This is a genomic window from Prosthecobacter debontii (genome assembly GCF_900167535.1).
Taxonomy (GTDB): Bacteria; Verrucomicrobiota; Verrucomicrobiia; order Verrucomicrobiales; family Verrucomicrobiaceae; genus Prosthecobacter; species Prosthecobacter debontii.
In genome coordinates, this window is record NZ_FUYE01000010.1 from 49,973 (window position 1) to 74,373 (window position 24,401).

A 24,401-nucleotide genomic window follows, 5' to 3' on the forward strand; every position below is an offset into this window, starting at 1 on the left:
ATGATAAAAGACGACCCGCTCTCATTTAAAGTATTTCCATATCCGCCCAACCATACGAATGGCAGGAAAAACAATGGAGGGTTCGATCTTGTCGCTTATCCATTTAAAATTGATGACATTCACGAAATAGCTTCCGTCCCTTGGAAGAAGCAGATTATTGTTCACATAAATCGAAAGGAAGGTATTTTTAAAACCTATGGCTGTGATTTCGAAATTACGCCAGAGGGCTATGCTAATGGTTATATCGAATTTTCTTTTCGTGACAATTTTTTGAGCGGCGTAATAGAAAATTACGAATTACTTTTCTCTCGATTCCAGGAATTTCTGATAAGAACACATCCCGACCCTAATGTAATTCTGGATTCTCAAAACCTCCAAAAGGCACAAATCTTCCTTCAGAACGAGGGTTCAGTAATATGGAAGATACATTACGACTACATTGCTCAAAATCAGGATGCAGCCAGCCAACTCGTTCAATTATTCTTTTGTAAGCTTGAGGAGATAGCCAACCGCGAATTAATATCTCCCAAAACAGCTTCCGAAGTATCTTCTTCATAAGTTTAGGAATAGAATGCAATCAGTTGCTGAGGTTGACATCCTCCCCGCCCTAAAAGGACGAGGATTCCTAGGAAGTAATTGGTTGATTTGAAAGATAAAGGCGCGGATAATCGTACAAGAGGCATGAGAGCGATCGTAGAAATTCCGAAAGGCGAGCCGTTTACAGGCACTCAAATACTAACTTTAGAAACCGCGCCACAAGTTGGCCATTATATTGGTGATGCAAACGGAAGGCTTTACCGCATTGAAAAAGTAGTTCATCTACTCACCCGTAACGAAGAAGCTGGCTATCCATTCTTGAAGCTTATCGTTCAGAAGGAGACGACATAAAGACAGTTTTATAAAAAGCGGCGGTCTTGCCAGGAGGGACGTTTTCGATCATCCATTTATAGCCCTCGATCTTTTCAAGGTTGAGAGCGATCTTCTCTTTCAGCCCATCCAACAAGCTCTTGTATGCCCATTCATCAGGAGTCAAATCTGCCATCTTTCGGTTTTGCAACCCCTGCCATCAGGGCATCATTGCACACATTTCTCCGATCTAACTGAGACGATTTCTCGTTAGGAGAGAGGTATGTGGGGGCCCAAGTCAGAGGTCAACTTTCCGAAAAGCAGGTCTAGAAAATGAAAAATCAGACCGAGATTTCCGGAAAGCAGACCAAGAGAATGAAAATCTCGGTCTCGAATGGAAACAGATCATCAGGATTTGATGGAGTGCTGGCACTCGGAATGCCGGACGATTCCGATACAGTAACGGTCCTTACAGTCAAAACCGGAGCCATTTGCTGCCGCGCATGGTTAGGGATTGCGGCTGTTGTCATGGGTTAATTCATCGCCGTGGTGCAGGCTACCACGAAGCTATCGGAACGAACGACAACAATGCCCTGCCAGCCCATGCACTAGCTCCAAAAGCGCTTCGGGCTATCGAAGGTCCAAAGTTGGTCGCCCGGCTGTAGTTGTTGCTTGAGGGCGACCCAATCGGGGAAGTCCGGCGGCAAGGGTCGCTCTCTGCCGAATAACGGCTCCGACTCGACTCGCTCGACGGAAACCAGCTCTCGCCACCACGCCATGAAAGCCTCCGACAACGGGACCGTGTTCCAGTAGGCGTCATCGGGTGAGGGTGGGTGGGCTTCATTCATAGGACGCACGTAGCAACACCTAACCATTAAGCTGAGCCAACCCCGCCGGGGCGGCGGTGATGGTTGAAATGAGCGAAAGGCGACTCTGGCATGGAGCCCCAGCGGTTGCCTCTTGTGCCTCGTTCCCCCCTTGGTTGGTCGGTGGCTTCGATCATCTCCCTGCTGGATAGGAAGTGATATCCTTCATGAGAAGAAATGTATAACCTGCCCCCGAGGGCCCCCGAGGGCCCCCGATAAACACCGGAACCACCGAGCAACTTCCACGCGGCTGCAGCGAAAGCCCATGCCTCCCCCTCATCGCACTCGATCTTTGACTGAGTAAAATCCTCCATGCTGTTGGATTCGCCGTAGTCTCTGACGGCGCAAGTCGCCGCAGTCAGTCCGGGAACTAGAGATCTGTTCGCCCATCCCCACATCCAGGTGGCTGTCTGACTTGAGTAAGTGCCCAGGATCACAACTGGCGTTTCGATGCGGATGTTGCCCTGCTCGTCTAAGAACCGCAAGATGCCCTCATCCTGATTCAGTGACCACTCGTCAAACATCCCCAAGCCATGATCATCCATGGCAAGCTGATTCCGGGCCTTGAGTTCTACGAGCGACTGGTTCAGAAATGCATTATATCGCTTGTCGGACTCAGGCGTAATCTGGTCTGCGATCTTCTTGCCGAAAATAGACTCGAATAGTCCCATGGTCGTTGGTGGCACTGTCAGTTGGGCGGACGTCTAAGCTGTGGTGATGACAAGCGCAAGACGTTGATGACACGACAGACAGCCTTCGAGCCGTTGCCTGCATCTGTTTTGTTCGGCTTGTGTGTCATGTGTGTCCATAGCAAAGCGCAATAACGGAATCTCCACCAGACTCTGCCGACCGATAATTGATAAACGCTGAGCACTCATTGAGGGCTTCGTAAATCTCAGGGCAACGGGTCTTCAGTGCCCTCATCCCCTTGAGGTCGAGACGCAGGCTGCTCTCTCCAACAGCAAAATCCTTCATGCAGTCGATCCACGCATCCATGTTCCGGCCATAGTAGTCTGGAGAGTCGAACAACTGGGCGAAGAGTTCGTGGAAAGACTCCCATCCGGTGACCGTCGTCAGGTCTATTGTGGCGATCTTCATGTCTTAGCCGAACAGTGTCATTAGTGTGCTGCAATATCGATATCAATGCGATACGCAGTGGTTATTTCCGGGGCATCCATGAGCGGGCAGGCCTGTCCAGTCAAGGTTTGAAGGAGTTTGGGGAGCATGATGCATGAAGTTTGGCTTTCTTAACCATGGGCTCAACAAAAGGAATCGATATAGCGTGCAAAATATCGATCTTTGACGGCTCACCAAGTGGTTCGAATCATAGGCTTAATAAACCGGCTACGATTGGAAAGGAGAGCAATGCGAACAAAACAAACTTCAAAAAAGATCGATATCGCAATTTGATCATGAGGAATTCTCGATCACCAAAGTCTTCGGGAGAAAAAAGGAAGCTCATCATTTTGAATCGATTGCTCCAGCTTTCACCTTGGCCGATTAATTCAGACACCTCACCCCATCCACTGGCTTGAGCCTTTCTCACGGATGATGCCAATGCCTTACCCTCAAGAAAATTGAGCACCACAATTGGAAGCCAAACACCAACAAGGTAGACAATAAAAAATGAAGACGTGTCGAATTTGGGAGCTACCCAAAAAAGCATCATTTTGAGCCCGAGGGCCCCACACGTGATCCCTGCCCAAGACAACCAATACACTTTAATTGCGGGCAGTTTCATTTTGCTGAATGTCAAAGCTATGGCGACGGCGAGCGCAAGACTCCGCTCATGCGACAGACTGCTACGAGCCGTTGCCACCAGCGCCTTGTTCGCCTTAGTTACATGGATGTTCATTTGTAACGATCTCGGAAATCTCCAAAGAACTGATCGGGGTGTTGACGAATGTAAGTCGTTCGAGCCGACTTGGCGGCCTCTTTCTCCGCGTAGAACCGGTCTGTGGCTAAATCGACTTTAGAGTCTTCATAGCGAGACATAAACTCGTCTAATTGCTCATCCGGAGCCTCCGTCTGCGGAGGCTTCATCGCCAGTTCCTCATCATACGCAGCCTTGGCTGCATCCGCTATCTGAACCAGAGTGGTCAGCCCAAGGCGCTGGTAACCCTCTCTAGCCATTGGGAAATAGTGCCGAGTCGAGTTGTAAAAATACTGTTGGAAACCGCCATTGCTGACCTCTGTCTCAAGCTGAAGAGTCGTGTAAATAGTCTGATAACCGATCCCAAGCTCCGAGAGTGTTGTTAAGCTTTGATCAAGAGACTTGATGGGCATGGCCCAAACAATATCGAAGATAGCAATCTCGAGTTCATCATCAGGAATTGCAGCCAAAGTTTCAGCGGTAATGTGTCTCCACTTGGGGCGCTGCTGCAAACTTCCGAAAAACGCTCCCGTATGCTTCTCGACCAGTGAGGCAGCCTTGTCGCCACCTGGGGAAACTGGAGGTAGTGGTTGCTGTGGTGAAGACTTTTTGCGTGTGAATGGCCACATGGCAGGAAGCGTGTTCTAGTTGGGCTAACGTCAGATGTGGTGGCACGGCGGCGCAGGACTCACAGAGCGAAGCGAACGAGGGACGTTGTCCGCCGTTGCCACCCATGACTTGTTCTGCTTCTTCATGTTTTTCCGGGTTCAGACTTTGATTCTTCCAGACTGCCAGCCATCCACAAGATCTGCGACGGTCGTGGCAACGGGTTCGAATTGGCGTTCAATCGGGTGGTAAGTGTAGATCCCATCCTTCTCGGGGTGGCAGCAAAACTGAATCCGATCGACTCCCGGACCTCCAATCGAAACCCACCCCGGACAATCTATCATCTCCCATTCGTCAACAGGACGGACGGTCCAATAGTGCTCCTCCTGCGAGTAAACGCCGTCACGCGGAGCTTGGACCTTCATCGCAATGTTATCGTGGAGGGTCATGATTTCTTGGCAGAACAGTGTGATTAGTGTGCTGCGATATCAATATCAGTGCGATACGCAGCGGTTATTTCCGGGTCATGAATGAGCTTGAAGGCCCGTCCCATCAAGGATTGAAGGAGTTTGGACAGCATGATGCATGAAGTTTGGCTTTCTTAATCATGGGCTAAACGGAATAAATCGATATGGTGCGCAAAATATCGATCTTTGACGGATCACCAATCTTTTTGTTAAGATGAAGACTAAAGAGAGGATGAGAGGAACCGTCAGGCTGGGGCATAAGGATGTAGAGGCCCTTGCTCGTACTCCGACACGGTCACCCGCACACGGAGTGTGCGGACCACGCCGCTGAGTCATGTCGCAGTCAGCGGCTGGCAGCACTACTTAGACCCACTCCGAGCTAGCCACAATAGGCGGTCTCTAAAGATTTGGAACCCCTTTGGGGTTCACCGGTCATTCAGGGTTTGATCGCCACGTTTTTTCCAGGGGAGCCGTTGCGCAGCAACTCTTCGCTGTGATTCGCAAACCCGTTGGGTTTGAAGACAGGACCACGCCACATCGGAAATGCTTTTCGTGATTGGCTAGAAGCCCAAGCGGAGCAGCGGCTCATTCGATGCATGGTAAGCAACGGTCTCAAGGAGTGGCACTCGCTGAGTACCAAGAAGGCAGTTGGCAACTGCCGCTCCTTGGTGAAAGGCCAATCAGAAAACAAAAACGCGCCCGGCTTTTCGGGCCGGACGCGTTGTCATTTTGAGCGATTGAGCTCCAAGGCTCCCGTTGCGGCGCAACGGGGCTACTTTTAGTAGCGGTAGTGATCGGTCTTGTAAGGACCATCCACAGGCACGCCGATGTAGTCGGCCTGTTCCTGGGAGAGTTTGGTCAGCTTGACGCCGATCTTGGCCAGGTGGAGGCGGGCGACTTCTTCGTCCAGCTTCTTCGGCAGCACGGTCACGCCGACAGGGCGGGTGTCCTTGGTTTCCCACAGCTCGATCTGAGCGAGGGTCTGGTTGGTGAAGCTGTTGCTCATGACGAAGCTCGGGTGGCCGGTGGCGCAGCCGAGGTTCACGAGACGGCCTTCAGCCAGCATGAAGATGCTGTTGCCAGCCGGGAAGGTGTACTTGTCCACCTGAGGCTTGATGTTGAGGCGCTTGACGTCGGAGCGGGCGTTCAGGCGGTCCACCTGGATCTCGTTGTCGAAGTGGCCGATGTTACAGACGATAGCTTGGTCCTTCATCTTCTCCATGTGCTCCAGAGTGATGATGTCCTTGTTACCGGTGGTGGTGACGTAGATGTCGCCAGTGCCGAGGGTGTCTTCGATCGGCATGACGCGGTAACCTTCCATGGCGGCCTGGAGGGCACACACTGGGTCGATTTCGGTCACGATGACCTGGGCGCCCATGCCACGCAGAGCGGCGGCACAGCCTTTACCCACGTCGCCATAACCGCAGACGACGCCGACTTTACCGGCGATCATGACGTCGGTGGCGCGCTTGATGCCGTCCAGGAGGGACTCGCGGCAGCCGTAGAGGTTGTCGAACTTGGACTTGGTGACGCTGTCGTTGACGTTGATGGCGGGGAACAGGAGCTTGCCTGCCTTGGCCATTTCATAGAGGCGGTGCACACCGGTGGTGGTCTCTTCGGAGACGCCTTTGAGGTCCTTCACGATTGTGTGGAAGATGCCAGGCTGCTCTTTCTGGATCTGCTTGAGCAGGTCCTTGATGACTTTCACTTCGTGGTTGTCGGAAGGGGTGTCCACCCAGGTGTCACCGTTTTCCATTTCATAACCCTTGTGGATGAGGAGGGTCACGTCACCACCGTCATCGACGATCAGTTCTGGGCCTTTGTCTCCTGGGAAGATGATGGCCTTCCAGGTGCACCACCAGTATTCTTCCAGAGTCTCGCCCTTCCAGGCGAACACCGGTGTGCCGGAGGCCGCGATGGCGGCAGCGGCGTGGTCTTGGGTGGAGAAAATATTGCAGGAAGCCCAGCGCACGTCGGCACCCAGTTCCTTCAGCGTCTCGATCAGCACGCCGGTCTGGATGGTCATGTGCAGGGAACCGGTGATACGGACGCCAGCGAGGGGCTTCTTCGGACCATACTTCTCACGGGTGGCCATGAGTCCTGGCATTTCGCTCTCGGCGATGTCGAGTTCTTTACGGCCAAAATCGGCGAGGCCGATGTCTTTTACTTTGTAGTCGGACATGTGGGGTAGGTAGGGCGTGGTTCGTTTAGAGGAATGAAATCCAATACATCAACGCATCTTGATGTGATGATATGATCCTGATTCAGCCGCGAGTGTCAACCTGCGTTTTGTATCTGGCGAGAGGCTCTTTCCGAGATTCGCCGACCAGGTTTCACGGCCAGGGTTCTTTCGATTTGCCCTAATCGCCCCACAAAACCCCATTTCCGCTCGCGCTATCTATGCGTCGCAATACGCTCTTTTCTTTTAGACAACTCTTGTTACACAATCGCCGAATCAATGCCCTCCGGCAAGCCCGCAGATACGGAGGTCATAAGCCTTCAGCAGCTCGTCGTTAGGGCAGCAGCTGTATTCGATTTTGTCGGCAGAGTCGCAGAGATAAGATCCAGGGAAAAAGTCGCATGGCTATTTTGTGGGTGGAAGACCAGGGAGTGACCCGTATGAATAATCGCCTTTTCCAGCCACCTCGATATCGAGCATTGTCATCGGAGGTAATGGCTTTTTACCACCAGGAGCTAGGATCCGCTTGGGTAGATGCAGATACTCGCCTTTTCGATCCAGCTTCACCGTCTCAACAGAAGCGTCATTGAAGGCGACGACGATCCCATCTTTTGGCCAAGCTCTGCCACGCACAGGTTTAAGCTCCTTATCCGCCCACCACCTCGGAGGCCATGAGAGATCAACCGTGTTTTCCAGGACGACAGGGTAGTAGGAAGGCGATGTCGGGCTTAGGCCAGCAACCATCATCCAGTGATTTTCTCCAGAAATGAGTGCCTGATCATTGTCAGGCGCGGTGCCGAGATTTTTATCCGGCATGAAACGTGATCCCGGACAGCCAAAGATGGTCTCGTCTGGAACCCAGCCTTCCTGAACTAAACGACGGAAGGCCTCATTGGAGGTGACCTGAGTCAAATCCAGCCCATGATCCGTGTAGTGGTCGCCATAGTCGCTCGCGTAAGTGAGTAATAACGCCACGATCTGCCGCGAGTTGCTGGCCGCCTTCATCTGGTTGGCTTTGACGGTAATACGACAGCTACAGGGTATCAAAGTGTCGATCAGCAAAATCAGCACAATACCTGACACAAGCCAATGCCACCAACGCCAGCCGGTTCGTGTCTGAGGGGGGGGGCTCATTCATGAAGGCATTACACCTCACAGGGATTCATGGAGGCAAGGCTAAAAATACAACCCAAGTCTGAACGCGGTAGGAAACCGCTATTACACCTGGCTCACAAGGCCATGAAAAACCCTGATTGGAACATGCCAACCAGGGGTCGAGGGAAGAAAGAGGAATGCGCTGAAATCAACGATCACTTCGCATAACCTGCCGCTGGCGTGCCGTCTTCGGCGAGCTTACCGGTGGTCCAGAGGATGGCACGGGTGACGAGACTGAGGTAACGTGCATCGGCGACGGTGTCGTTGTTATGGCCGATGGTGGTGCTGAAGACACGGGTTTTGTTAGGCCCGTATTCATTGGTCCAGGCAACCACGGCATTCGCTTCGGTGGCCTTGGCGCTCGGGTCAGGCTGCTGGCCTTTTTTCACGCGAGGCATCTGCATTTGTTTACCGCTGGCCAAGGGCTTGGCGGTGAGGACCTGAACGTTGTTGTAGAGTTCCTCATTGATGGTGGTCCAGTTGTCCAGGCCCTTGGTGATGGGGTGGGTTGAGTCCGTGAAGGAGATGTCGATAGGCGACTGCGGACCGTGACCGGTGGATTGCAGACCGATGAATTCATACCAATGCGAGTTGTCCGCACCTGCGGCGACGGGCTCTTTAAAATTGCCCCAGCGATAGCTGTGCATGGCGCAATGAAGATTGATCGCCGGAACGCCGCCTTTATGGGCATCGAGGATATTGGTCACATAGGCAGGGTCGGTGACATCGGCCGAGCACTCGTCGTGAATGACAACATCGAAGTCTTTGGCCCAGTCTTTGGTCTGGTAGATCTCAAAGGTGGCTTTGGTGGTTTTGTCGGGATTGAAGGCGACGTCCACAATGGCATTCAGGCGGGACTCAATGCCTTCTTTGAGAATGGTCTGCTGATGTTCGTAATCATGGCAGCAACCACCCGCGACGATGAGGACTCGCAAAGGTTTGGGAGCTTCGGCAGCTTGGGCCAAATAAAGACCTGCCGCGAGTGCGACAGTGAGTATAGGAGCAAGGAGCTTCTTCATGGAGGCTAGGGATGTAGTCAGTCTCCAACGATGAGTCGAGATCAAACTTGCGAGCAAAGCCTCGGCAAGTTCGATCCCCTGCTCTGCCGCGAGTTATTTGAACTCAGGATAAAACGGATTGTGGCGTTTTTCCTCACCGATGGTTGTCATGGGACCGTGTCCAGGACAGACGATGGTCTCATCAGGAAGCGTGAAGATCTGAGCGCGATTGGTGGCCAAGGCTTCGGTGAAAGAAACCGCACCGCCGCCCATGGAGCTGGCAAACAAGGCATCCCCGACGATGGCCACGGGCTTCTGCAAGCCGGTGATCACATAGGTAGTGCCACCTTTGGAGTGCCCGGTGGTGACTCGTGAACCGATTTTCAGGCTTCCCACGGACCATTCGGTGCCCGGAACAAAGCTCTTGGCTCCCGCATGCGGCTCAAGCTCGCTGACCAGAACCTCTGGGGCCTGGAGCGTGGGGATATCGGCCACATGATCCGGATGGGTATGGGTGAGGAACAGATACTTCAAGGTCAGGCCGAGCTCTTGAATCTTCTCCACCATGGGCTGAGCGGTTGCGCCGGTATCGAAGGCAGCGGCTTCTTTCGTGGCCGGATCCCAGACTAGATAGGCATTCACCGTCATGTCATGGAAGGTGGTGTTGAATTGAACCAAGCCCTCCAACGCGACCGGTTCAGGTTCCCAAGCGTGATCCGACATCTCGGCCAAGCTCGGCCCGTGCAAGCCTAAGGCAGCGGCCAGCTTCATCAACACGGAGGCATCGGTGGCACCTTCCTTGGTGGCTTCCACCGCAGCAGCCGTCACTCCGACCCGATCCGCCAACACATCGTTGGTTAAACCCAAGCCACGCTGGGCTTTGTCGATGACGTCGTTGAAAAGATCTTCGAGAGGAATGCTCATGGGCACGGAAAATTGAAAGGGAAAAGATCAAAGGATACGAACCTCGATGCCGTTTAGGCAGCGGCTCTTTTCTTCTCGGCACGCTCCTGCCACCAGAACGCCAAGCATGCGAGGATAAAGATCGCCTTGATGCTGTAGCCCGTGTTCAAGGCCAGGGTGATCCCGTCGGTGAATCCATAGCTGTGCAGGCCAATACTAAGCTGATTGACCCCGAACCAACTGAACAGCGTCACCGCTCCTAACACGAGCGATAGGGCGTGCAGACCGATTTCACGAATGTAACCACCGAGACGGGCATGAAGGATGATCAGGCCCATGAGCACGATCATGAGAGCGCCGTTTTCCTTCGGGTCCCACCCCCAGAAGCGCCCCCAGCTATCGTTAGCCCAGATTCCACCCAAGACCGTGCCCACCAAGGCGAAGAGAAGCCCGAAGCAGACGATCCCATAAGTGATGCGGGTAATGAGGCGGCGGACGTTAGCCACATCATCCCCACGAGCCACCAAGCGATAGATGACATACACCATGGACATGATGGAACCGAGCATGGCTCCCGCATAACCAATATTGATGCAAGTCACGTGAGTGGCCAGCCAGAAATTGGTGATCAAAACCGCCTCAAGGGTCGGCATCGTATCCTGTCCATCCAGGGCCATGAAACGATTGGACAAGAACATGCCCAGCGCTCCCACAAAACCAGTGACCACGAGTCCGATCCCCTGACGGGTGACTCGCTCCACAAACAACCCCACCAAGCCGATGCTGGCCGTGATGAAGATGATGGTTTCGTAAAGCGTCGCGATGGGGGCGCGCTCATTGATGATGCAACGCTGGACGATACCCCAAACATTGTAACTCAGAGCCAGAATAAGCGTCACCCAGGCGATACGAGCAGTCCAGCGCGCCCAAGAAGTCTGCGGAGCGACGAGACCGACGAAGCTCACCAAGAAGCCCAGCAAATACCACACGAGAGCGTAAGTGAAGTAGTCCGCTTTATAGTAGCTGACCTCACGGTCCACATGCTTCAGCTCACCACGCTTTTCCGCCTGGGTTCGGACGTCATCCACGAACGTCTTGGCCGCGGTTTTAAAGGTGTCCGCATTCAAGCTAGCCGCGTAGAGGGCGTCTTTACCTTTGGAACGACGCAAGTCGCCTTCCGAGAGTGAGCCATCCCGCATGAGATTGGTGATGGTCTGCTCGACCGTCATCCAAGTATCGTTTTTGAGGTCATCCGGCGGGAGAAAGGCCAGCGTCTTGCCAGGACGAAGCGTGGTGTTGATGAACAGTTCGAGGAGCTTGTTACTGGTTTCTTGCCCGAGTGCTTCCAGTTTATGATCGCGAATGAGAACGCCGAGTTTCTCAGCTACATCCCAGACGCTCAGCGTGGCTGCATCCGTAAAGTCCTTGGAGGCTTCCGGAGGTAGAATAGCGGCAATCTCCTTTTTCCAATCGGTGCGAGCAGCCGTGAGAAAGTCACTGACTGCATCGAAATCGAAGAAGTTGCGAGCGAGGTCGATCACATTGCGCTGAACCCCTGTGCGAGAATCGTTGGGAATCTCGCTGTAGGCTTGCGCGCGTTTGACCAGTTCTTCTTTGCCTTTGACGATTTCGTTCCAGGAATAGCGATCCCGGAGACCTTTGGGGTCCACTCCGATTTCCCCGACGGCTTGAGAGTTATCGACAACGAACAGCGGCAGGTCTCGGGCAATGTCGGGACGGAACCAGGTGAGCAGGAGCCACTCGGTGGCCTTGAGTTTGGTGACTCCAGGCAGTGAAGGGTGATCCACGGAGATACTTTGTTTACCATGCAAGCGCAGCAACAGATAACGCGCATAGGTATCCAGCGGTTTGACACGACCTCCTTCCTGGACGGGCAGGGATTGGAAGGTTTTGATGATCTCAGGATCTCGTAAGATCGCTGGATCTGGCTGCTGCTGGGCATGAGCCTGAAGCAGACCGGTCATCAATAAAAGGAAGCAAAGAAAATGTTTCATGAGCCAGAGAGCGCTAAGAGGTGAATCAGGCCGCTTTGGGTTTGAGCGCGCGGCTGAGGAACCGCACCAAGTGCATGACGAAGTGAATGATCAGGCCGATGGAAACCGCCACACAGCTCCAGAGCGGCCATTGGTCCGAAGGGTTTTTGACCACGGTGAACACCGACTGCTCACCGCTGGTGCCCGTGCTGAAGCTGGCCTGATAGACCACATAACCTTGATCACGCACCGGCACGTTCATGGTCACCACCAAAGGATCCTCTTTGCCGTTCGTGATCTTGGTCACATGGCTGGTGTATTTTTTGGCCTTCATGGTGCCTGGATGAAGCTCACGCTGGAAGTCTTCCAGACGGATGGCGAAAGGCAGCTTCCACTTCATCCGGGAAAGAGCGAAGGTGTAAGAATGGTCTCCCGCCTTGAAGGTGTAAGGTGCCAGTGCCCCTTCCCAGAGAAGCGTTTTTTGAGGTGTGCCCTCCTTGGGTTTGATGGTGATCTCCGCAGCCGATACGTTGGCTTCATCTTCCTTCGCCAGCTTCACGGGTTGGATGCGATAACCATCAATGGCACCCACTTCACCGTCTTCCGCCTGAACGATGTTTGCATTGCGCTGATACCCTGTGACTTGAATTTCAAAAGGAAGGTCCTTGGCAAAAAAGTCACGTGCCTTACCTGGGCCGAGATCTGAAAAATGGCTCATCGGGATGATCAGTGCCGTGTCTTCCCCTTTGCCAGCAGCATCAAAGCGACGGATCTCAATGATACGCTGATGGTAGCTCTGATACTGGTCACTGGCTTGACCTTCAAACAAGGGCATGGCGCCTTCTGACTTGTAGAGAAAACTCACGAACCCGGCTACAAGCATGAACATGATGGCCAAGTGTGAAATGAGGACCCCAATGGTTCTCCAGCCCTTGCGTATGCGAATGACTGCACCGCAAAGCATGTTGATGAACAGGATCACCATCAAGAGCCCGCCCCCAGGAAGCGGCACAGGCAAGACGACATCACCCATTTTGAAATCGTGGATGAGGCCCCAGGAATCAAAGTAAAGGCGCTGGCTATCCAATAGCCCCATGTCCTTCTGGGCTAAGGTGCCCAGAAAAGTGATCAAAAGCAGGAAGCTCAACACCACGATCGCCAAGCCGTATGAGGCAAAGAAGGCGAATACGCGGGCAGGCACATTGGTGGAAGACGTGGCAGACATTTCAAAAAAGGGTCGATACAAAGCGTTAGACTCACTGCGGCATGCGCAGACTCAAAGAACCGACAAATTGGTCAAAAGCTGCCGTATTGGCCTCCACCAGATCCTTAGGACCGACCATTTTGACAAAGAGACCGGAATCTCCCAGCGTGGCTACGACACCGAGCAAGCGGTAGTTTTCTTTGGCCTCAGTGGCGCCGACATTGGTGTAGTTGCCGTCCACCGTCACAAAAACGCCCTGAATCCCCATGAGAGTCTTCGTCGGCAGCTTGGCCAGCTCTTCTTCGGTTATATCCGGCTGTCCCATCTGTTTACGCCAGCGATTCACGTTAGCCAGCACACCACCGGCTCCACCTGGCAGCATGGAGAGGTAGCACTCGCCTTCCTTGTTCGGACCGAACGTGAGATTCACCGGTCGCATCTGACTACGCTCCGCACGGCCCCAGCCTGCGGGAGTCTCCCACAGCAGGCGTTCATCACCAAAACGCTCTTGAGGATAGGCATTGAGTTTCGGTTTGGCCTCATAGCTGGAAATTTCTCGGGTCTGGGTAATTTCCATGCGCTCCGTGATCCTTTCACAGGAGACGAGAGCTGGCAGGCAGGCCAAAAGAAGACCCGCGAGAGAAGAATGGGGGGCTCTAGGGGTGAGAGCAATCATGTGGGTGTTTAGTCAACGAACGAGAACGGCGAACCGTTAGTTCGCTCAAGAAAAGCTCCAAAACAAGAAAGGAAGCGCGAGAGCTACGCTCCTCAATTTGCCTTCGGTGCCGGAGCTGTTGCTGGAGGAGCCTCTTTTTTGGCGTCCGGGGTAGGTTTAGCAGCGGGCTTTGCCTCGGGCTTCGGAGCTGCGGCGGGCTGAGTGCCCTCCTTTTTGGCCACAGGAGCAGCAGGTTTGGCAGCATCCTTCTTTGGCTCTTCTTTTTTAGCTGCAGGAGCAGGAGCAGGCGGTGGTGCGGGAGGAAGGGCTGTCAGCTTGGCAATCTCAGCTTCACTAAGCCCCACATTAACCTTCAGACCAGGAATCTGGCCTTCGAGCGCTTGTGCTCCGGCTTTTGTCACACCGGTCTGCCACACGAAGAGTTTTTTGAGGCCTTTGGCTCCAGCCAATTTAGCAATGCCTGCATCGGTCGTTTTGGTGGCATAAAGGTTCAAATACTCAAGCTTCTGAAGCACGGCGAGCTTAGGCAGGATGGTGTCCGTCACTTTGGTGTTCTCCAGATGCAGACGCTGCAGATTGGTCATTTTAGCCAGGGTATCCGCAGCCGCATCCGTCACCTTGCTTCGGGCTAGGTCCACCCAGAGAATATGCGTCGCGATGGGTGCCAACATCGCCAATTCCTTATCGCCAAACTTGTCGGTGGCGTTGATGACGCTCAGACGAAGTTGCTCGGTATCCTGAGCAAGCGGCATGAGCGAACCGTTCAGTGAAGCCACCTTCGCAGTGATCTCGGCGACCTGTTTCTTTTCCGCGTCTGTCAGCGGTTTAGTTTTGGGCTTTTCTTCTTTTACGACCTTCGCCTCTGTTTTAGGCAACCCTTTGCTCAGGAGAGTGGCCAGAGCGCCTTCCACATCGGCGGTAGGCTTGGCCGCGGCCACTGTCGCCGACTCAGACGCCCCCGTGGCGATCCACCACTTGAGAAGAGCGACTTCTTCTTTGGTCATCTGGGGCTCATCGCTAGGAGGCATGTGCTCATCGTCATCCTCCGGTAGCTTGATACGCACCAGCATAAGACTGTCATCAGGCTTGCCGGACACCACGTTCACATCCCCTTCACTGCCGCCTTTCATGATGGAGGCAAAGTCATGCAACTGAAGCTTCCCTTTCTTTTTCTCAGCACCGTGGCAACTCACACACTTGGCTTCCAGGATCGGTGCGATCACATCCCGATAGACCACGGCCTTAGCCGCAATGGCCGGATCCAGTTTGGCTGACGTGGCTGGTGCGACTTCCGTCGGTTTGGGGGCCTCTGTCGGTTTCGTTGGGGCTGGCGCAGCAGGCTTGGCCGCCGCCACGGCCGGTGCAGCCGCAGCCGCTACGGGGGTAGGTTTGGCGTCGTCTTCAGGGCTCCAGCCGACATTGACTTGCACGGTAGGGAGCTTGCCTTTGATCTGAGCTACCCCAGCTTTGGTCACCCCTGTTTGCCAGAGATAGAGCGCCTTCAGTTTGGAGAGCCCGGTCAGCTTGGCGATCCCGGCATCGGTCACTTTGGTGTTGTAAAGGTTAAGATACTCCAAGGCCGTGAGCCCCTTGATGTGATCTAAGCCCGCATCGGAGATACTGGTGTTCTCCAAGTGGAGCTCGGTGAGGTTTTTCATGCCACCGACCGCCTTGAGCCCAGCATCCGTGATCTTGCTGCGAGCTAGGTCCAGCGAGGTGATCTTATCCGCAATCGAAGCCAGAGGGGTCAAGCCTGCATCGGTAAAGTCCTTGGCCACATTGAGCGCCGTGAAGCGGTAAGTCTTGCCCTCGGCTGAGACGGGCATCAATGAGGCCCCCGTGGCATTCACCTGATCCACGACAGCTTTCATGGCAGGATCTGCGGCTGGCTTGTCAGCAGCAGAAGCCAGGGTGGACAAAGCCAAAAGGCACAGAAGAGAATGGCGGAGGGACATACGCTAGGAATCGTGGGTGGCTAAAAAGAGAGTAAGGTTCGCTGCAACTACGGCTGTCCTTTCAAGAGAGCCGCGACTGTGGCCTGAGTTTCAGATGGAAATTGAGCCTCGGCGACTTTTTGGGTGTTTGAGGCACCCGACTGAACCCACCAACGGATGAGAGCCGCCTCCTCAGTCGTGAGCTGGTCTTTGCCATCCGGTGGCATGTGCTCATCGTCATCGATGGGCAGCTCAATGCGCTGGATGCTGAGGCTTTCGGCGGGTTTTCCGGCCACGAAGTTTATTCCGCTTTCGCCGCCCTGAATTGCCAATTCATAGGTATCCATTCGCAGGTCGCCTTTGGATTTTTCTTCATTGTGACACTTATTACATTTCGCCTCAAGGATAGGCAGAATGATGTTCTGGAAAACGAGTTTTTCCCCGGAGGTAGTTAGACCGCCCAGAGGCGCTGAGGGAGAACCGGTCGGAAGAACCGTTGGAGTTTGTGGAGCGTTGGTTACCGGCTCAGGGCTGGCGCTGTCCTGAACTATAGCGGGAGGCGTGACTTTAGGTTTTTCAACAAAGCTCAGCATCCATTTTTCCATACTGGTCATCTGGCTTTTGATCGGCTCCGGCGCATGCTCGGTGAGGAACTTGTTACCATGGGACATGTTACCGCCAAAGTGAGCGCCAAGGCCCATCACACCGAAGGATAGAAAGAAAATGGCACGGTAAGCATAGAGGAGCTCAAAGCTCCCCTGCCCCATGCCAATGATTCGCACAACAAGAGCCAAAAGAACTCCTGCGGTGCCGACTAGAGCCAGCATCTGGTGAAGGGTGAAATTACCTCCTTCATAGCCCCCCTCACGGGACAGCATGATGCCTGCAAGCACCGCAACCACCGCTCCTGCCGCCCCGACCCAGAGCGTGAGAAGCGCCGCTGGACCGAGCTTCTCCTCACCACTGCGAGTCAGACAGCCCAACTCCATGGCGCAGAGTACGATGAGGGCTCCCACGGGCAAATGTAAGAGGATGGGGTGGAAACGCCCCACGAAGAGCACCATGCTGGACGCCTCTTCCGTCGGCTTTTCAAAAAGAGGGGGGAAGACCATTAACCCGGCCACAAATGCGACGATGAGCAACAGCGTGGCTATCCAAGTGCCAGTGTAGGATTTGGGGGCATTCGAGTCGGAAACGGAGCGGGACATAGGAGGTTGACGATAGCTTGATGTTATCAGGCTTATCAACGCTGATATCGGACAGAATTGTTCACCGGACTCATGCCGAATGACGCTCTTCGCATGTCCGATTAACCTTACCGTGACCTGAATCGCAAGATTGATCCAATCCCCATCAAGTCAGGGGCGAGGATTGGTGCGACTGATTGTGGCAACAATAGCCAGGCTAAGGCACACTGGGATTATGAGCACGTTACCTTCTCTCTACGAACGGCTCGGTGGTGAATCAGCAATCGCCGCCCTCATTGAAGCGTTCTACATTCGGGTGCTGGCAGATCCAGAGCTCGCCCCGTTTTTCCGCCACAGTTCGATGGATCGCCTGCGCGCGATGCAGACCGAGTTTTTCTGCATGGCTCTAGGCGGGCCCATCATGTATTCCGGTCGATCACTCGGACACATCCATCACGGACGGGGGATCAGTCGCCATCATTTTGCGCTGTTTGTCGGGCATCTTCTCGAGACCCTGAAGGACATCGGTTGTGACACCCAAGAAACGGACGCGGTGATTGAGCACATCAATACCTTTGCCAATGAAATCACCGGCACGTCTTACTGACGCGTAAGCCGCATATCCAGCCAGACCGCCGCCAGGAGCACACTGCCACGCACCACCAGTTTATACTCAGGTGAAACAGACATCAACGTCATGCCATTGAGCAAAGCCGCCATGATCAGAGCACCGGCGAGCACGCCTAACACACTACCACGCCCGCCACGCAGACTCACTCCGCCAATCACACAGGCAGCCACGGCGTCCAATTCCATCCACTCCCCGAGATCGGTGGTCGAGTTTCCTGTATAGGAGGTCAGCATGAAACCCGTGATGGCCACAATCGCACCCATCAGAGCAAACGCAGCGATCACTACTTTTCCAGCAGGCACTCCCGAAACCAAAGCCGCTTCGGGATTACCTCCAATCGCATAAAGATACCTGCCAAAAGCGGTGTGCTGGGTCAGTAAGTAAACCGACAGAGCCACAACGCCGAAAATCAACGCGGGCAACGGAATGCCGCGAAACTGATTGGTCACAATAACAAAGAGCAGTACGGCTTGCGCGGCAATGAAGAGACGCATGAAAAGCGCTTCCCCATCCTCGACCTCAAAGCCATTGAGTCGGCGTTGTTTGCGGCCTTGGATGGCAGCGAAGCTAAAGACGGCGATGATCACTGCAGCCACGCCATAGCCAACCATCGGAGGTAGATAATAGGTGCTGATGAGGGAATAAAGATTCGTTTGGCCACCCGCCACCACCGGTACGGTTTGATTTTGAATCACCAACCAAAACAAGCCACGAAAGACCAGCAAACCTGCCAAGGTCACGATGAAAGCGGGAATCCTTTCCCGCACGACCAGCATCCCCTTGCCCCACCAAATCAGCAGCCCAGCGATGAGGCCGACACTCAGCGACACCGGCGCTGGCCAGCCCGCCTTCGTTGTCAAAACAGTGGCAATCCCGCTCAAGAGCGCCAGCCCGCTGCCCACGGACAAATCGATGTGCCCGGGCAGAATAACCAAAAGCATGCCCATCGCCAAAGTGGCCGTGATGGACAGCTCTGTCATCAGCAGCGACAGGTTACGAGAGTCAAGAAACTTGGGCTCAACGATCGCAAAGAACCCACAGATCCCCAGCAGAGCCAGAGCAATGGAAAAGTCCCGGATGGATAACGTGCGCGTCATGAATAGCGGCGGAAAAACCGATTTTCTACCCGGTTCTCTGACTCTCTCCAAGATAAACTATGCCAAGAATACTCGCAAAAACCCTCCCCAAGCAGTCTTGAAATGCGGATTCTTATCGATCCAACTTCTCGATCTCGAACTCACAGACTGTTCCACACAGCAAAAAACCGTTCTCGCTGACATCAGCGAGAACGGTTTAGAATGTTTCGGATGAAGGCGAACCCGAGGATCAACCTGCGGCTTCGATCTCGGCTTCCATGCGCTTACGCTCACGCAGACGCTGGGCGGAGTCGAGCGTGCGCTTGCGGAGACGGATGCTCTTCGGCGTGGCTTCCACGAGTTCATCAGGGGCGATGTACTCGATGGCACGCTCCAGACCAAATCTGACAGGAGGCGTGAGCTGAATGCCCTTGTCACCACCGGCTGCGCGGAAGTTGGTGAGTTGCTTGCTGCGAGTCGGGTTCACAGGCAGGTCGTCCGTGCGTGGGTTTTCACCCACGATCATGCCATCATAGACTTGATCACCGGAAGTGACGAACAGCTTGCCGCGCTCCTGGATCGTATCCAGAGCATAGGCGGTGGCTTCGCCAGATTCCGTGCTGACCAGAGTCCCGGTGCTGCGGGTCTGCATGTAACCGGCGTGCGGGGCGTATTCACGGAACAGGTGACTGTGGATACCATGACCGCTAGTCAAGTTCATCAGTTCAAATTCGAAACCGATCAAACCACGAGTTGGGATATAAGCCTGGAGGCTGGTCCGGCCGTTGTGGGCATTCATATCCTCGATCTTGCCTTTACGCTCGGAGATGGTCTTCATCACGCCACCGAGGTAGTCATCCGGCACGTCCACGTAGAGCGTTTCGAACGGCTCACAGATCACATCGTCGATGCGTTTGGTGATGACCATCGGACGAGAGACGAGCACTTCAAAACCTTCACGGCGCATCTGCTCCACCAGCACGGCGATCTGCATCGCTCCACGGGCACTCACGTCAAAGATACCCGCAGTATCGGTATCAGAGACACTGATGGTCACGTTCATCTTCTGCTCACGATCCAGGCGGTCGCGGATCTTGCGGGAAGTCACGTGATCACCTTCACGACCAGCCAGAGGGCCGTCATTCACCGCGAACTGCATGACGATGGTCGGAGGGTCAATGGCCACGAAAGGAAGAGCTGGCGCATCCGCAGCACCGGCCACGGTCTGACCGATATCCACGTCTTCAAAGCCGGAGATCCCCACGATATCACCGGCACCGCCTTCCACGGAGTCACTGGTGGTCAGCGTGGTGTATTGGAAAACCTTGGTCACCTTGATCGGCTTCGGTTTTTCATCTGGGGTCTTGCCCAGAAGGAACACGCGGTCGCCGAGTTTCACGGTGCCACGGGTCACTTTACCGATGGCCACACGGCCCACGAAGTTATCCCAATCAATGTTTGAAACCAGCATCTCAAAGCTGCCTTCCAGTTCAGCTTTTGGCGCAGGGATGTGCTTCACAATCTGCTCCAGGAGGAAGGTCATGTCCTTCTGCTCACCGTCGGCGTGGTCAGTGACCCAGCTTGCACGGGCACTGCCGTAAACGAAAGGTGCATTGAACTGCTCTTCCGTGGCTTCCAGCTCCATGAGGAGTTCCAGCACTTTGTCATGAACTTCATCCGGCTTGATGTGCGGACGGTCCATCTTGTTGATCAGCACGATTGGCTTAATCCCCTGCTGCATTGCCTTTTTCAGCACGAAACGTGTCTGCGCCTGCGGCCCTTCATAGGCGTCCACCACGAGCATCACCCCATCCACCATCTTCATCACACGCTCCACCTCACCACCGAAGTCGGCGTGTCCAGGAGTGTCCACGATGTTGATGATGTGATCATTCCAGTGAACGGACGTGTTCTTAGCCTTGATGGTAATGCCCTTCTCACGCTCGAGGTCCATGCTGTCCATGGCACGCTCGGCGATGGCCTGATTTTCACGGAAGTTACCGCTGGCGCGCAGCAAGGAGTCCACGAGCGTGGTCTTGCCGTGGTCAACGTGGGCAATGATGGCGATGTTCCGGATCTTGGAAGGAGGGGTCATTAGATGGGCGTTTGGGGGAAAGGGCGCGGAGAGTAGCAGCTTTCCGGCCTTTGGCAAACGGCGGTTTTCGAGGGTTTCGGCACCTGCTCCTCTTCAGGCACTATTCTGCTCCCGCTGGCATTCGCTCAAAACTTCCCGAATTTGCTCCCATGATTCGCCCGCTTCAGAAAGATGACGCCCTGCTCCAGGACATCGCGTCAACCCCTCAAAGCCCGGAGAGGTTGGACCTGTGGTGGCTTGGGCAAAGTGGCTTTTTGATCAGCTGGAACGGGCATTCCTTCCTGTTCGACCCCTATTTGTCCGACTCTTTGACAGTCAAATACGCCCACACGGACAAACCCCACGTCCGCATGACCGAGCGCTGTGTGGATCCCGCTCGCCTGACCGATCTCACCCTCGTCACCGCCAGTCACCTGCACACGGATCACCTTGATGCCGAGACCTTACTCCCTCTCGCCGCCGCCAATCCTGGCCTGCCCCTTTTTCTGCCCGCCGCCATTCTCGCCGATGCTCAAACCCGGTTCGGAGATGCCTCGCTCACCTATCACCCTCTCGATCATGGGGTTCGGCATGAAACACCCGACTGGAGCATGGAGGGCATCGCCGCCGCGCATAACGATCTCAAAGTCGATGACCAAGGCCGCCACCATTATCTCGGTTTCGTCCTGCGCTGCGGTCCCTTCACCCTTTATCATAGTGGCGACACCCTCTGGCATGACGGTTTGGTCGAAACCCTTCGCCCACTGAGCTGCGACCTCATGCTGCTGCCCATCAACGGCAACCGCCCCGAACGCCGAGTCGCCGGTAACCTCAACGGCACCGAAGCCGCCGCCCTCGCCAAAGCCTGCCGCGCCCGGCTCGTCGTGCCCTGCCACTACGACATGTTCACCTTCAATACCGAGACACCTGACGAGTTTGTGCAAGCCTGCAACCGCCTCCAGCAGCCCCATCAAGTCCTTCAATGCGGCGAGCGCCTGAGCTTGAGGAAAAACGCTTCGCTTTCCTCTTCTCAGGAAAGTTAGGCGATTCGTAGACCGACTCTCGCTCCCTTGTCTCGACTTACGCAGTCGCCCGACCGGAGCGCGAGTATGCTGAGCGAAGCGAATGCTACTCGCCACTTGTCCCTCCCTTCGACACCGCACGGCCAAGGCCCCTGCAACATCCACGACCACCCCACCTTTTACGGACCTCCCCATCTCAGGAAAGTTAGGCGAGTAGGCTCCGCCATACTCGCGCTCCGGTCTCTCGGTCTGCGGCATTGCTCGAGAGGGTGGGGGCTGTATGGGGAATATCAATCAATGTCTTTGCCCCCCAATCATTGCCCCAAGGACTAATCCTTGTGTTGCTTTGCACGTCAGTGAAAAGGTAAAACGACATCATGGCTTCAAAATCCCGTCGCAAAGCCGCCTTTGTGTCGGAGATAAAGTGGCTGACAAAACAACAAGTTTATCGATCATTGACCTGTTCGGTCAACTTCGCAGGGTCACTCCGCATCACCGACTATGGATTGGATAAGCACACTGATTGGCCTTTCGCTGCTAGCAGTCATTGTCTCGGCTACAGTGCTGATGATGCGCCACAGGGAACAGACGCGACTGGCTGCACGTGAGGCGGAGGCTCTGAACATTACCTCAAACGACACGCGTCGCTCGTTTTGGTATGCTTCTGTAGATGCCTCCGATACACCACATCCCTCATCTGACGGCATGGATGGTGACGGCGACTGACTGGCCTCGTTAGAGCCCAATTGCGGATAGTGATACGTTTAGCCATAAAACCTACGACCACTGCGAGCTAGGCCATCGGCCAAACGTGGGCAGACAAACCATTGGTGGTAACGGCTCGTAGCTGTCTGTCGCATGATCGGAGTCTTGCGCTCGCCGTCGGCATAGCCTAGACGAGTCAACTTCGCACGTCATGCGCTGTAAACGATGCAACAAGACTATCACCGAGCAGACGGTTCGGATTTACGGTGGCCGCTGCGTGCCCTGCCATCGCAAGCGCCTATCCCAAAGGTTTCCGCGCATTTTCCCAGAAATGCTTTCCTTCATCAGATTTACTCTCACGATTCCAATCAACCTTGCTAGTCTCCTAGTCTATCTGATCCCCCTTTGGCTTGCACCGCTTCCTTTCACGCGCCGTGAGGTCAGCGCGATCATCGAACCCGTCTATGGAAGCGAGGCTGCACTCGAGTATTTCAAGGGCTTGCGCTCAGGATTCGTCAACAAGCCGGTCCATACAGGGCCGTGTTTTTCTGACCCTCTCTTTTTCAGTCTTGGAGTAGACGATGGTTATAAGATCAAGTGTGACTTATCCCAGTGGCCCAGAGGGGTTCAGAATCGTGCAACAAAACCCATCGACCTCGCCTAACCAGGCACCGCCGCGAACGGTCCCAGGCAGTCTATTGCCCCGCATAACTTCCCACCCACCACACCCGGCGGCGCTCAGGGACTGAGCGCCCTACCGGCCCGACGCATCAACTCGGCAGCACATTCTCCCTCAGCGAATGATGGCTCCGAACGCAATCACTTGGCCCCTTTCCTGCGTCCTCGCTGAAAACCTTCTCTGGAGGCATGATCCTAGAATTCAAGGGGCAAACCATTCAGGGGCACTGATCGACACTCATGAATGCTGTTTCAGAGTCATGAGTGTTCATCAGTGTGGATGAGTGGTTCGTCATCGGCCTCAGACACGTGCTCACTTCCTCTTCAGTCCGACCCGCCATCACCGCCGAGAACGGACCGCCGCGAGGACGCGGCTGTCGACACGCGGGACGTGTGCGCTCCGGTTCTCGGCTCCCATATTCTTTGAGCTTTCCCCTGGTGGATCAACGGACCTAGATCACGGGCACCCTGCAATGCACCGTGGCCACTCTGCATCGCTGCACGGCCAGTCTGCATCGCTCCATGGCCACTCTGCATCATGCAGTCTGAGACTGAATCCCCCTTATTGAGACGCAAAGCCCTTCTTGATGAGAATTCGATCGGGTTATTGAGAATCTCGATAACAGGATAGGCTTTGGGGGTACTGTCGGACTTTTCCTGCCCCTTCGAGTCGGGGAAGTAGATCTCCGTTCTTATTTAAGCTACGAGCCTAGCGCCCCCTCACGTAGGTTTGACACGCGAATGCCATTTAGCGATGGTGGACAAAGCGCTCACATTGATGCCAACGACGGTTCTCGCCAGCAGACTTGCCTATGGGTTGTTTAAATACGGCCTGCATGGCTTATGCTTGGGCTTTGTTGGAGTGGTTTGGATGATGCTCATGAGTTCGGGCAGCAACGATCTCGGTGGAGGCCTTGCGTTTGGCTGCATCTGGACGGCAGGCATCGGCTCTTACTTTATCCTGGCCAGACGTTTTCTCAAAACACTCGACCGCGAAGTCGAAATCGTTCCGGGGCAGTTGAGGATTGTCTTGGGAACGGGGGAAAGATCTGAGGTCCCTCTCGATGAGTCCATGGAGATCAAAATTATCCGAAAGCCAAGGCTCAGCTACTGTGAGATCGAGCAAGAAGGTCGATTAATCGCCCGCTTTCTGCCCACGAATGATCTGCTCGAGGATTTACGCCATCCCGGTCCAGCGCGACACTGGCAGTGGCTTATGGAGCGTTATTTGGAACCTCACCGAACCGCCGCTTGACTGACGTCAGGATTCGCATCGAGTTGGGGTCAAAAGAAGCTCGGTTTCCCACTTCACGAAGCCCATCTTGAC

23 protein-coding genes are annotated in these 24,401 nt (G+C 54.5%); 6 read left to right on the forward strand and 17 right to left on the reverse strand.

The window, feature by feature from the left end; all coding sequences use genetic code 11:
• The 3 genes from B5D61_RS15325 (at nucleotide 1) to B5D61_RS26665 (ending at nucleotide 1,383) form a co-directional block, all read left to right on the forward strand.
• Nucleotides 1–558, forward strand: a complete 558-nt coding sequence (locus B5D61_RS15325) for a hypothetical protein (protein WP_078814290.1) — start codon at nucleotides 1–3, stop codon at nucleotides 556–558.
• Between the two features lie 123 nt (nucleotides 559–681).
• Nucleotides 682–888 (forward strand): hypothetical protein, encoded by a 207-nt coding sequence (locus B5D61_RS25780; RefSeq protein ID WP_139373283.1) that lies wholly within the window; start codon nucleotides 682–684, stop codon nucleotides 886–888.
• Between the two features lie 291 nt (nucleotides 889–1,179).
• Entirely contained in the window at nucleotides 1,180–1,383 is a 204-nt protein-coding gene (locus B5D61_RS26665; protein WP_139373284.1) for a hypothetical protein, read from the forward strand.
• 71 nt (nucleotides 1,384–1,454) lie between these two features.
• Here the strand turns inward: B5D61_RS26665 and B5D61_RS15335 are convergent, their stop codons facing one another.
• From B5D61_RS15335 to B5D61_RS15405, 15 genes are all read right to left on the reverse strand, one after another.
• Nucleotides 1,455–1,694 (reverse strand): hypothetical protein, encoded by a 240-nt coding sequence (locus B5D61_RS15335; protein WP_139373285.1) that lies wholly within the window; start codon nucleotides 1,692–1,694, stop codon nucleotides 1,455–1,457.
• A gap of 26 nt (nucleotides 1,695–1,720) precedes the next feature.
• A complete protein-coding gene (locus tag B5D61_RS15340) occupies nucleotides 1,721–2,383 on the reverse strand; it encodes a DUF6882 domain-containing protein (protein ID WP_078814293.1) in 663 nt (220 codons plus the stop codon).
• Nucleotides 2,384–2,507: 124 nt separating this feature from the next.
• Nucleotides 2,508–2,810 (reverse strand): barstar family protein, encoded by a 303-nt coding sequence (locus B5D61_RS15345; protein WP_078814294.1) that lies wholly within the window; start codon nucleotides 2,808–2,810, stop codon nucleotides 2,508–2,510.
• Between the two features lie 226 nt (nucleotides 2,811–3,036).
• Nucleotides 3,037–3,567 carry a hypothetical protein gene (locus B5D61_RS15350; protein WP_078814295.1) on the reverse strand — a complete coding sequence of 177 codons (531 nt, stop codon included), beginning with the start codon at nucleotides 3,565–3,567 and terminating at the stop codon, nucleotides 3,037–3,039.
• The gene (locus B5D61_RS15355; RefSeq protein ID WP_078814296.1) at nucleotides 3,564–4,214 is read right to left on the reverse strand and encodes a DMP19 family protein; all 651 of its coding nucleotides are present in this window, start codon (nucleotides 4,212–4,214) and stop codon (nucleotides 3,564–3,566) included. Before B5D61_RS15355 ends, B5D61_RS15350 begins: the two co-directional genes overlap by 4 nt.
• Before the next feature lie 138 nt (nucleotides 4,215–4,352).
• Nucleotides 4,353–4,640, reverse strand: coding sequence for a hypothetical protein (locus B5D61_RS15360; RefSeq protein WP_078814297.1), 288 nt, complete (start codon nucleotides 4,638–4,640; stop codon nucleotides 4,353–4,355).
• A gap of 796 nt (nucleotides 4,641–5,436) precedes the next feature.
• Nucleotides 5,437–6,840, reverse strand: a complete 1,404-nt coding sequence (gene ahcY, locus B5D61_RS15365; protein ID WP_078814298.1) for an adenosylhomocysteinase — start codon at nucleotides 6,838–6,840, stop codon at nucleotides 5,437–5,439.
• Nucleotides 6,841–7,242: 402 nt separating this feature from the next.
• Nucleotides 7,243–7,971 carry a hypothetical protein gene (locus B5D61_RS15370; RefSeq protein ID WP_139373286.1) on the reverse strand — a complete coding sequence of 243 codons (729 nt, stop codon included), beginning with the start codon at nucleotides 7,969–7,971 and terminating at the stop codon, nucleotides 7,243–7,245.
• 176 nt (nucleotides 7,972–8,147) lie between these two features.
• Nucleotides 8,148–9,011 (reverse strand): ThuA domain-containing protein, encoded by an 864-nt coding sequence (locus tag B5D61_RS15375; RefSeq protein WP_078814300.1) that lies wholly within the window; start codon nucleotides 9,009–9,011, stop codon nucleotides 8,148–8,150.
• Between the two features lie 93 nt (nucleotides 9,012–9,104).
• Nucleotides 9,105–9,914: an MBL fold metallo-hydrolase gene (locus tag B5D61_RS15380; RefSeq protein WP_078814301.1), complete on the reverse strand. Its 810-nt coding sequence runs from the start codon at nucleotides 9,912–9,914 to the stop codon at nucleotides 9,105–9,107.
• A gap of 53 nt (nucleotides 9,915–9,967) precedes the next feature.
• Nucleotides 9,968–11,908 carry a cytochrome c biogenesis protein gene (locus B5D61_RS15385; protein ID WP_078814302.1) on the reverse strand — a complete coding sequence of 647 codons (1,941 nt, stop codon included), beginning with the start codon at nucleotides 11,906–11,908 and terminating at the stop codon, nucleotides 9,968–9,970.
• A gap of 25 nt (nucleotides 11,909–11,933) precedes the next feature.
• Complete coding sequence (locus B5D61_RS15390) at nucleotides 11,934–13,112, reverse strand: cytochrome c biogenesis ResB family protein (protein ID WP_078814303.1); 1,179 nt, start codon at nucleotides 13,110–13,112, stop codon at nucleotides 11,934–11,936.
• A gap of 31 nt (nucleotides 13,113–13,143) precedes the next feature.
• A complete protein-coding gene (locus tag B5D61_RS15395; protein ID WP_139373287.1) occupies nucleotides 13,144–13,767 on the reverse strand; it encodes a hypothetical protein in 624 nt (207 codons plus the stop codon).
• A 92-nt stretch (nucleotides 13,768–13,859) separates the two neighbouring features.
• The gene (locus B5D61_RS15400) at nucleotides 13,860–15,722 is read right to left on the reverse strand and encodes a c-type cytochrome domain-containing protein (RefSeq protein ID WP_078814305.1); all 1,863 of its coding nucleotides are present in this window, start codon (nucleotides 15,720–15,722) and stop codon (nucleotides 13,860–13,862) included.
• Between the two features lie 47 nt (nucleotides 15,723–15,769).
• Entirely contained in the window at nucleotides 15,770–16,909 is a 1,140-nt protein-coding gene (locus B5D61_RS15405; RefSeq protein ID WP_078814306.1) for a c-type cytochrome domain-containing protein, read from the reverse strand.
• Between the two features lie 214 nt (nucleotides 16,910–17,123).
• On the opposite strand from B5D61_RS15405, the gene B5D61_RS15410 reads away from it, so the two are divergent.
• Entirely contained in the window at nucleotides 17,124–17,495 is a 372-nt protein-coding gene (locus B5D61_RS15410; RefSeq protein WP_078814307.1) for a group I truncated hemoglobin, read from the forward strand.
• Here the strand turns inward: B5D61_RS15410 and B5D61_RS15415 are convergent.
• Both B5D61_RS15415 and typA read right to left on the reverse strand, forming a co-directional pair.
• Nucleotides 17,489–18,616: a sugar ABC transporter permease gene (locus tag B5D61_RS15415; protein WP_078814308.1), complete on the reverse strand. Its 1,128-nt coding sequence runs from the start codon at nucleotides 18,614–18,616 to the stop codon at nucleotides 17,489–17,491. The two genes, B5D61_RS15410 and B5D61_RS15415, sit on opposite strands and share 7 nt — an antisense overlap.
• Before the next feature lie 229 nt (nucleotides 18,617–18,845).
• Nucleotides 18,846–20,690 (reverse strand): translational GTPase TypA, encoded by a 1,845-nt coding sequence (gene typA / locus B5D61_RS15425; RefSeq protein ID WP_078814310.1) that lies wholly within the window; start codon nucleotides 20,688–20,690, stop codon nucleotides 18,846–18,848.
• Between the two features lie 149 nt (nucleotides 20,691–20,839).
• On the opposite strand from typA, the gene B5D61_RS15430 reads away from it, so the two are divergent.
• Nucleotides 20,840–21,712, forward strand: a complete 873-nt coding sequence (locus B5D61_RS15430; protein WP_078814311.1) for an MBL fold metallo-hydrolase — start codon at nucleotides 20,840–20,842, stop codon at nucleotides 21,710–21,712.
• A gap of 2,140 nt (nucleotides 21,713–23,852) precedes the next feature.
• The gene (locus tag B5D61_RS15440) at nucleotides 23,853–24,329 is read left to right on the forward strand and encodes a hypothetical protein (RefSeq protein ID WP_139373288.1); all 477 of its coding nucleotides are present in this window, start codon (nucleotides 23,853–23,855) and stop codon (nucleotides 24,327–24,329) included.
• The last annotated feature ends 72 nt before the right edge of the window (nucleotides 24,330–24,401 follow it).

Bases quoted from the DNA above. Each gene is read 5' to 3' on its own strand.
- B5D61_RS15325 (WP_078814290.1), top strand. From the start codon at position 1: ATGATAAAAGACGACCCGCTCTCATTTAAAGTATTTCCATATCCGCCC.
- B5D61_RS25780 (WP_139373283.1), top strand. From the start codon at position 682: ATGAGAGCGATCGTAGAAATTCCGAAAGGCGAGCCGTTTACAGGCACT.
- B5D61_RS26665 (WP_139373284.1), top strand. From the start codon at position 1,180: ATGAAAAATCAGACCGAGATTTCCGGAAAGCAGACCAAGAGAATGAAA.
- B5D61_RS15335 (WP_139373285.1), bottom strand. From the start codon at position 1,694: ATGAATGAAGCCCACCCACCCTCACCCGATGACGCCTACTGGAACACG.
- B5D61_RS15340 (WP_078814293.1), bottom strand. From the start codon at position 2,383: ATGGGACTATTCGAGTCTATTTTCGGCAAGAAGATCGCAGACCAGATT.
- B5D61_RS15345 (WP_078814294.1), bottom strand. From the start codon at position 2,810: ATGAAGATCGCCACAATAGACCTGACGACGGTCACCGGATGGGAGTCT.
- B5D61_RS15350 (WP_078814295.1), bottom strand. From the start codon at position 3,567: ATGAACATCCATGTAACTAAGGCGAACAAGGCGCTGGTGGCAACGGCT.
- B5D61_RS15355 (WP_078814296.1), bottom strand. From the start codon at position 4,214: ATGTGGCCATTCACACGCAAAAAGTCTTCACCACAGCAACCACTACCT.
- B5D61_RS15360 (WP_078814297.1), bottom strand. From the start codon at position 4,640: ATGACCCTCCACGATAACATTGCGATGAAGGTCCAAGCTCCGCGTGAC.
- ahcY (WP_078814298.1), bottom strand. From the start codon at position 6,840: ATGTCCGACTACAAAGTAAAAGACATCGGCCTCGCCGATTTTGGCCGT.
- B5D61_RS15370 (WP_139373286.1), bottom strand. From the start codon at position 7,971: ATGAGCCCCCCCCCTCAGACACGAACCGGCTGGCGTTGGTGGCATTGG.
- B5D61_RS15375 (WP_078814300.1), bottom strand. From the start codon at position 9,011: ATGAAGAAGCTCCTTGCTCCTATACTCACTGTCGCACTCGCGGCAGGT.
- B5D61_RS15380 (WP_078814301.1), bottom strand. From the start codon at position 9,914: ATGAGCATTCCTCTCGAAGATCTTTTCAACGACGTCATCGACAAAGCC.
- B5D61_RS15385 (WP_078814302.1), bottom strand. From the start codon at position 11,908: ATGAAACATTTTCTTTGCTTCCTTTTATTGATGACCGGTCTGCTTCAG.
- B5D61_RS15390 (WP_078814303.1), bottom strand. From the start codon at position 13,112: ATGTCTGCCACGTCTTCCACCAATGTGCCTGCCCGCGTATTCGCCTTC.
- B5D61_RS15395 (WP_139373287.1), bottom strand. From the start codon at position 13,767: ATGATTGCTCTCACCCCTAGAGCCCCCCATTCTTCTCTCGCGGGTCTT.
- B5D61_RS15400 (WP_078814305.1), bottom strand. From the start codon at position 15,722: ATGTCCCTCCGCCATTCTCTTCTGTGCCTTTTGGCTTTGTCCACCCTG.
- B5D61_RS15405 (WP_078814306.1), bottom strand. From the start codon at position 16,909: ATGTCCCGCTCCGTTTCCGACTCGAATGCCCCCAAATCCTACACTGGC.
- B5D61_RS15410 (WP_078814307.1), top strand. From the start codon at position 17,124: ATGAGCACGTTACCTTCTCTCTACGAACGGCTCGGTGGTGAATCAGCA.
- B5D61_RS15415 (WP_078814308.1), bottom strand. From the start codon at position 18,616: ATGACGCGCACGTTATCCATCCGGGACTTTTCCATTGCTCTGGCTCTG.
- typA (WP_078814310.1), bottom strand. From the start codon at position 20,690: ATGACCCCTCCTTCCAAGATCCGGAACATCGCCATCATTGCCCACGTT.
- B5D61_RS15430 (WP_078814311.1), top strand. From the start codon at position 20,840: ATGATTCGCCCGCTTCAGAAAGATGACGCCCTGCTCCAGGACATCGCG.
- B5D61_RS15440 (WP_139373288.1), top strand. From the start codon at position 23,853: ATGCCAACGACGGTTCTCGCCAGCAGACTTGCCTATGGGTTGTTTAAA.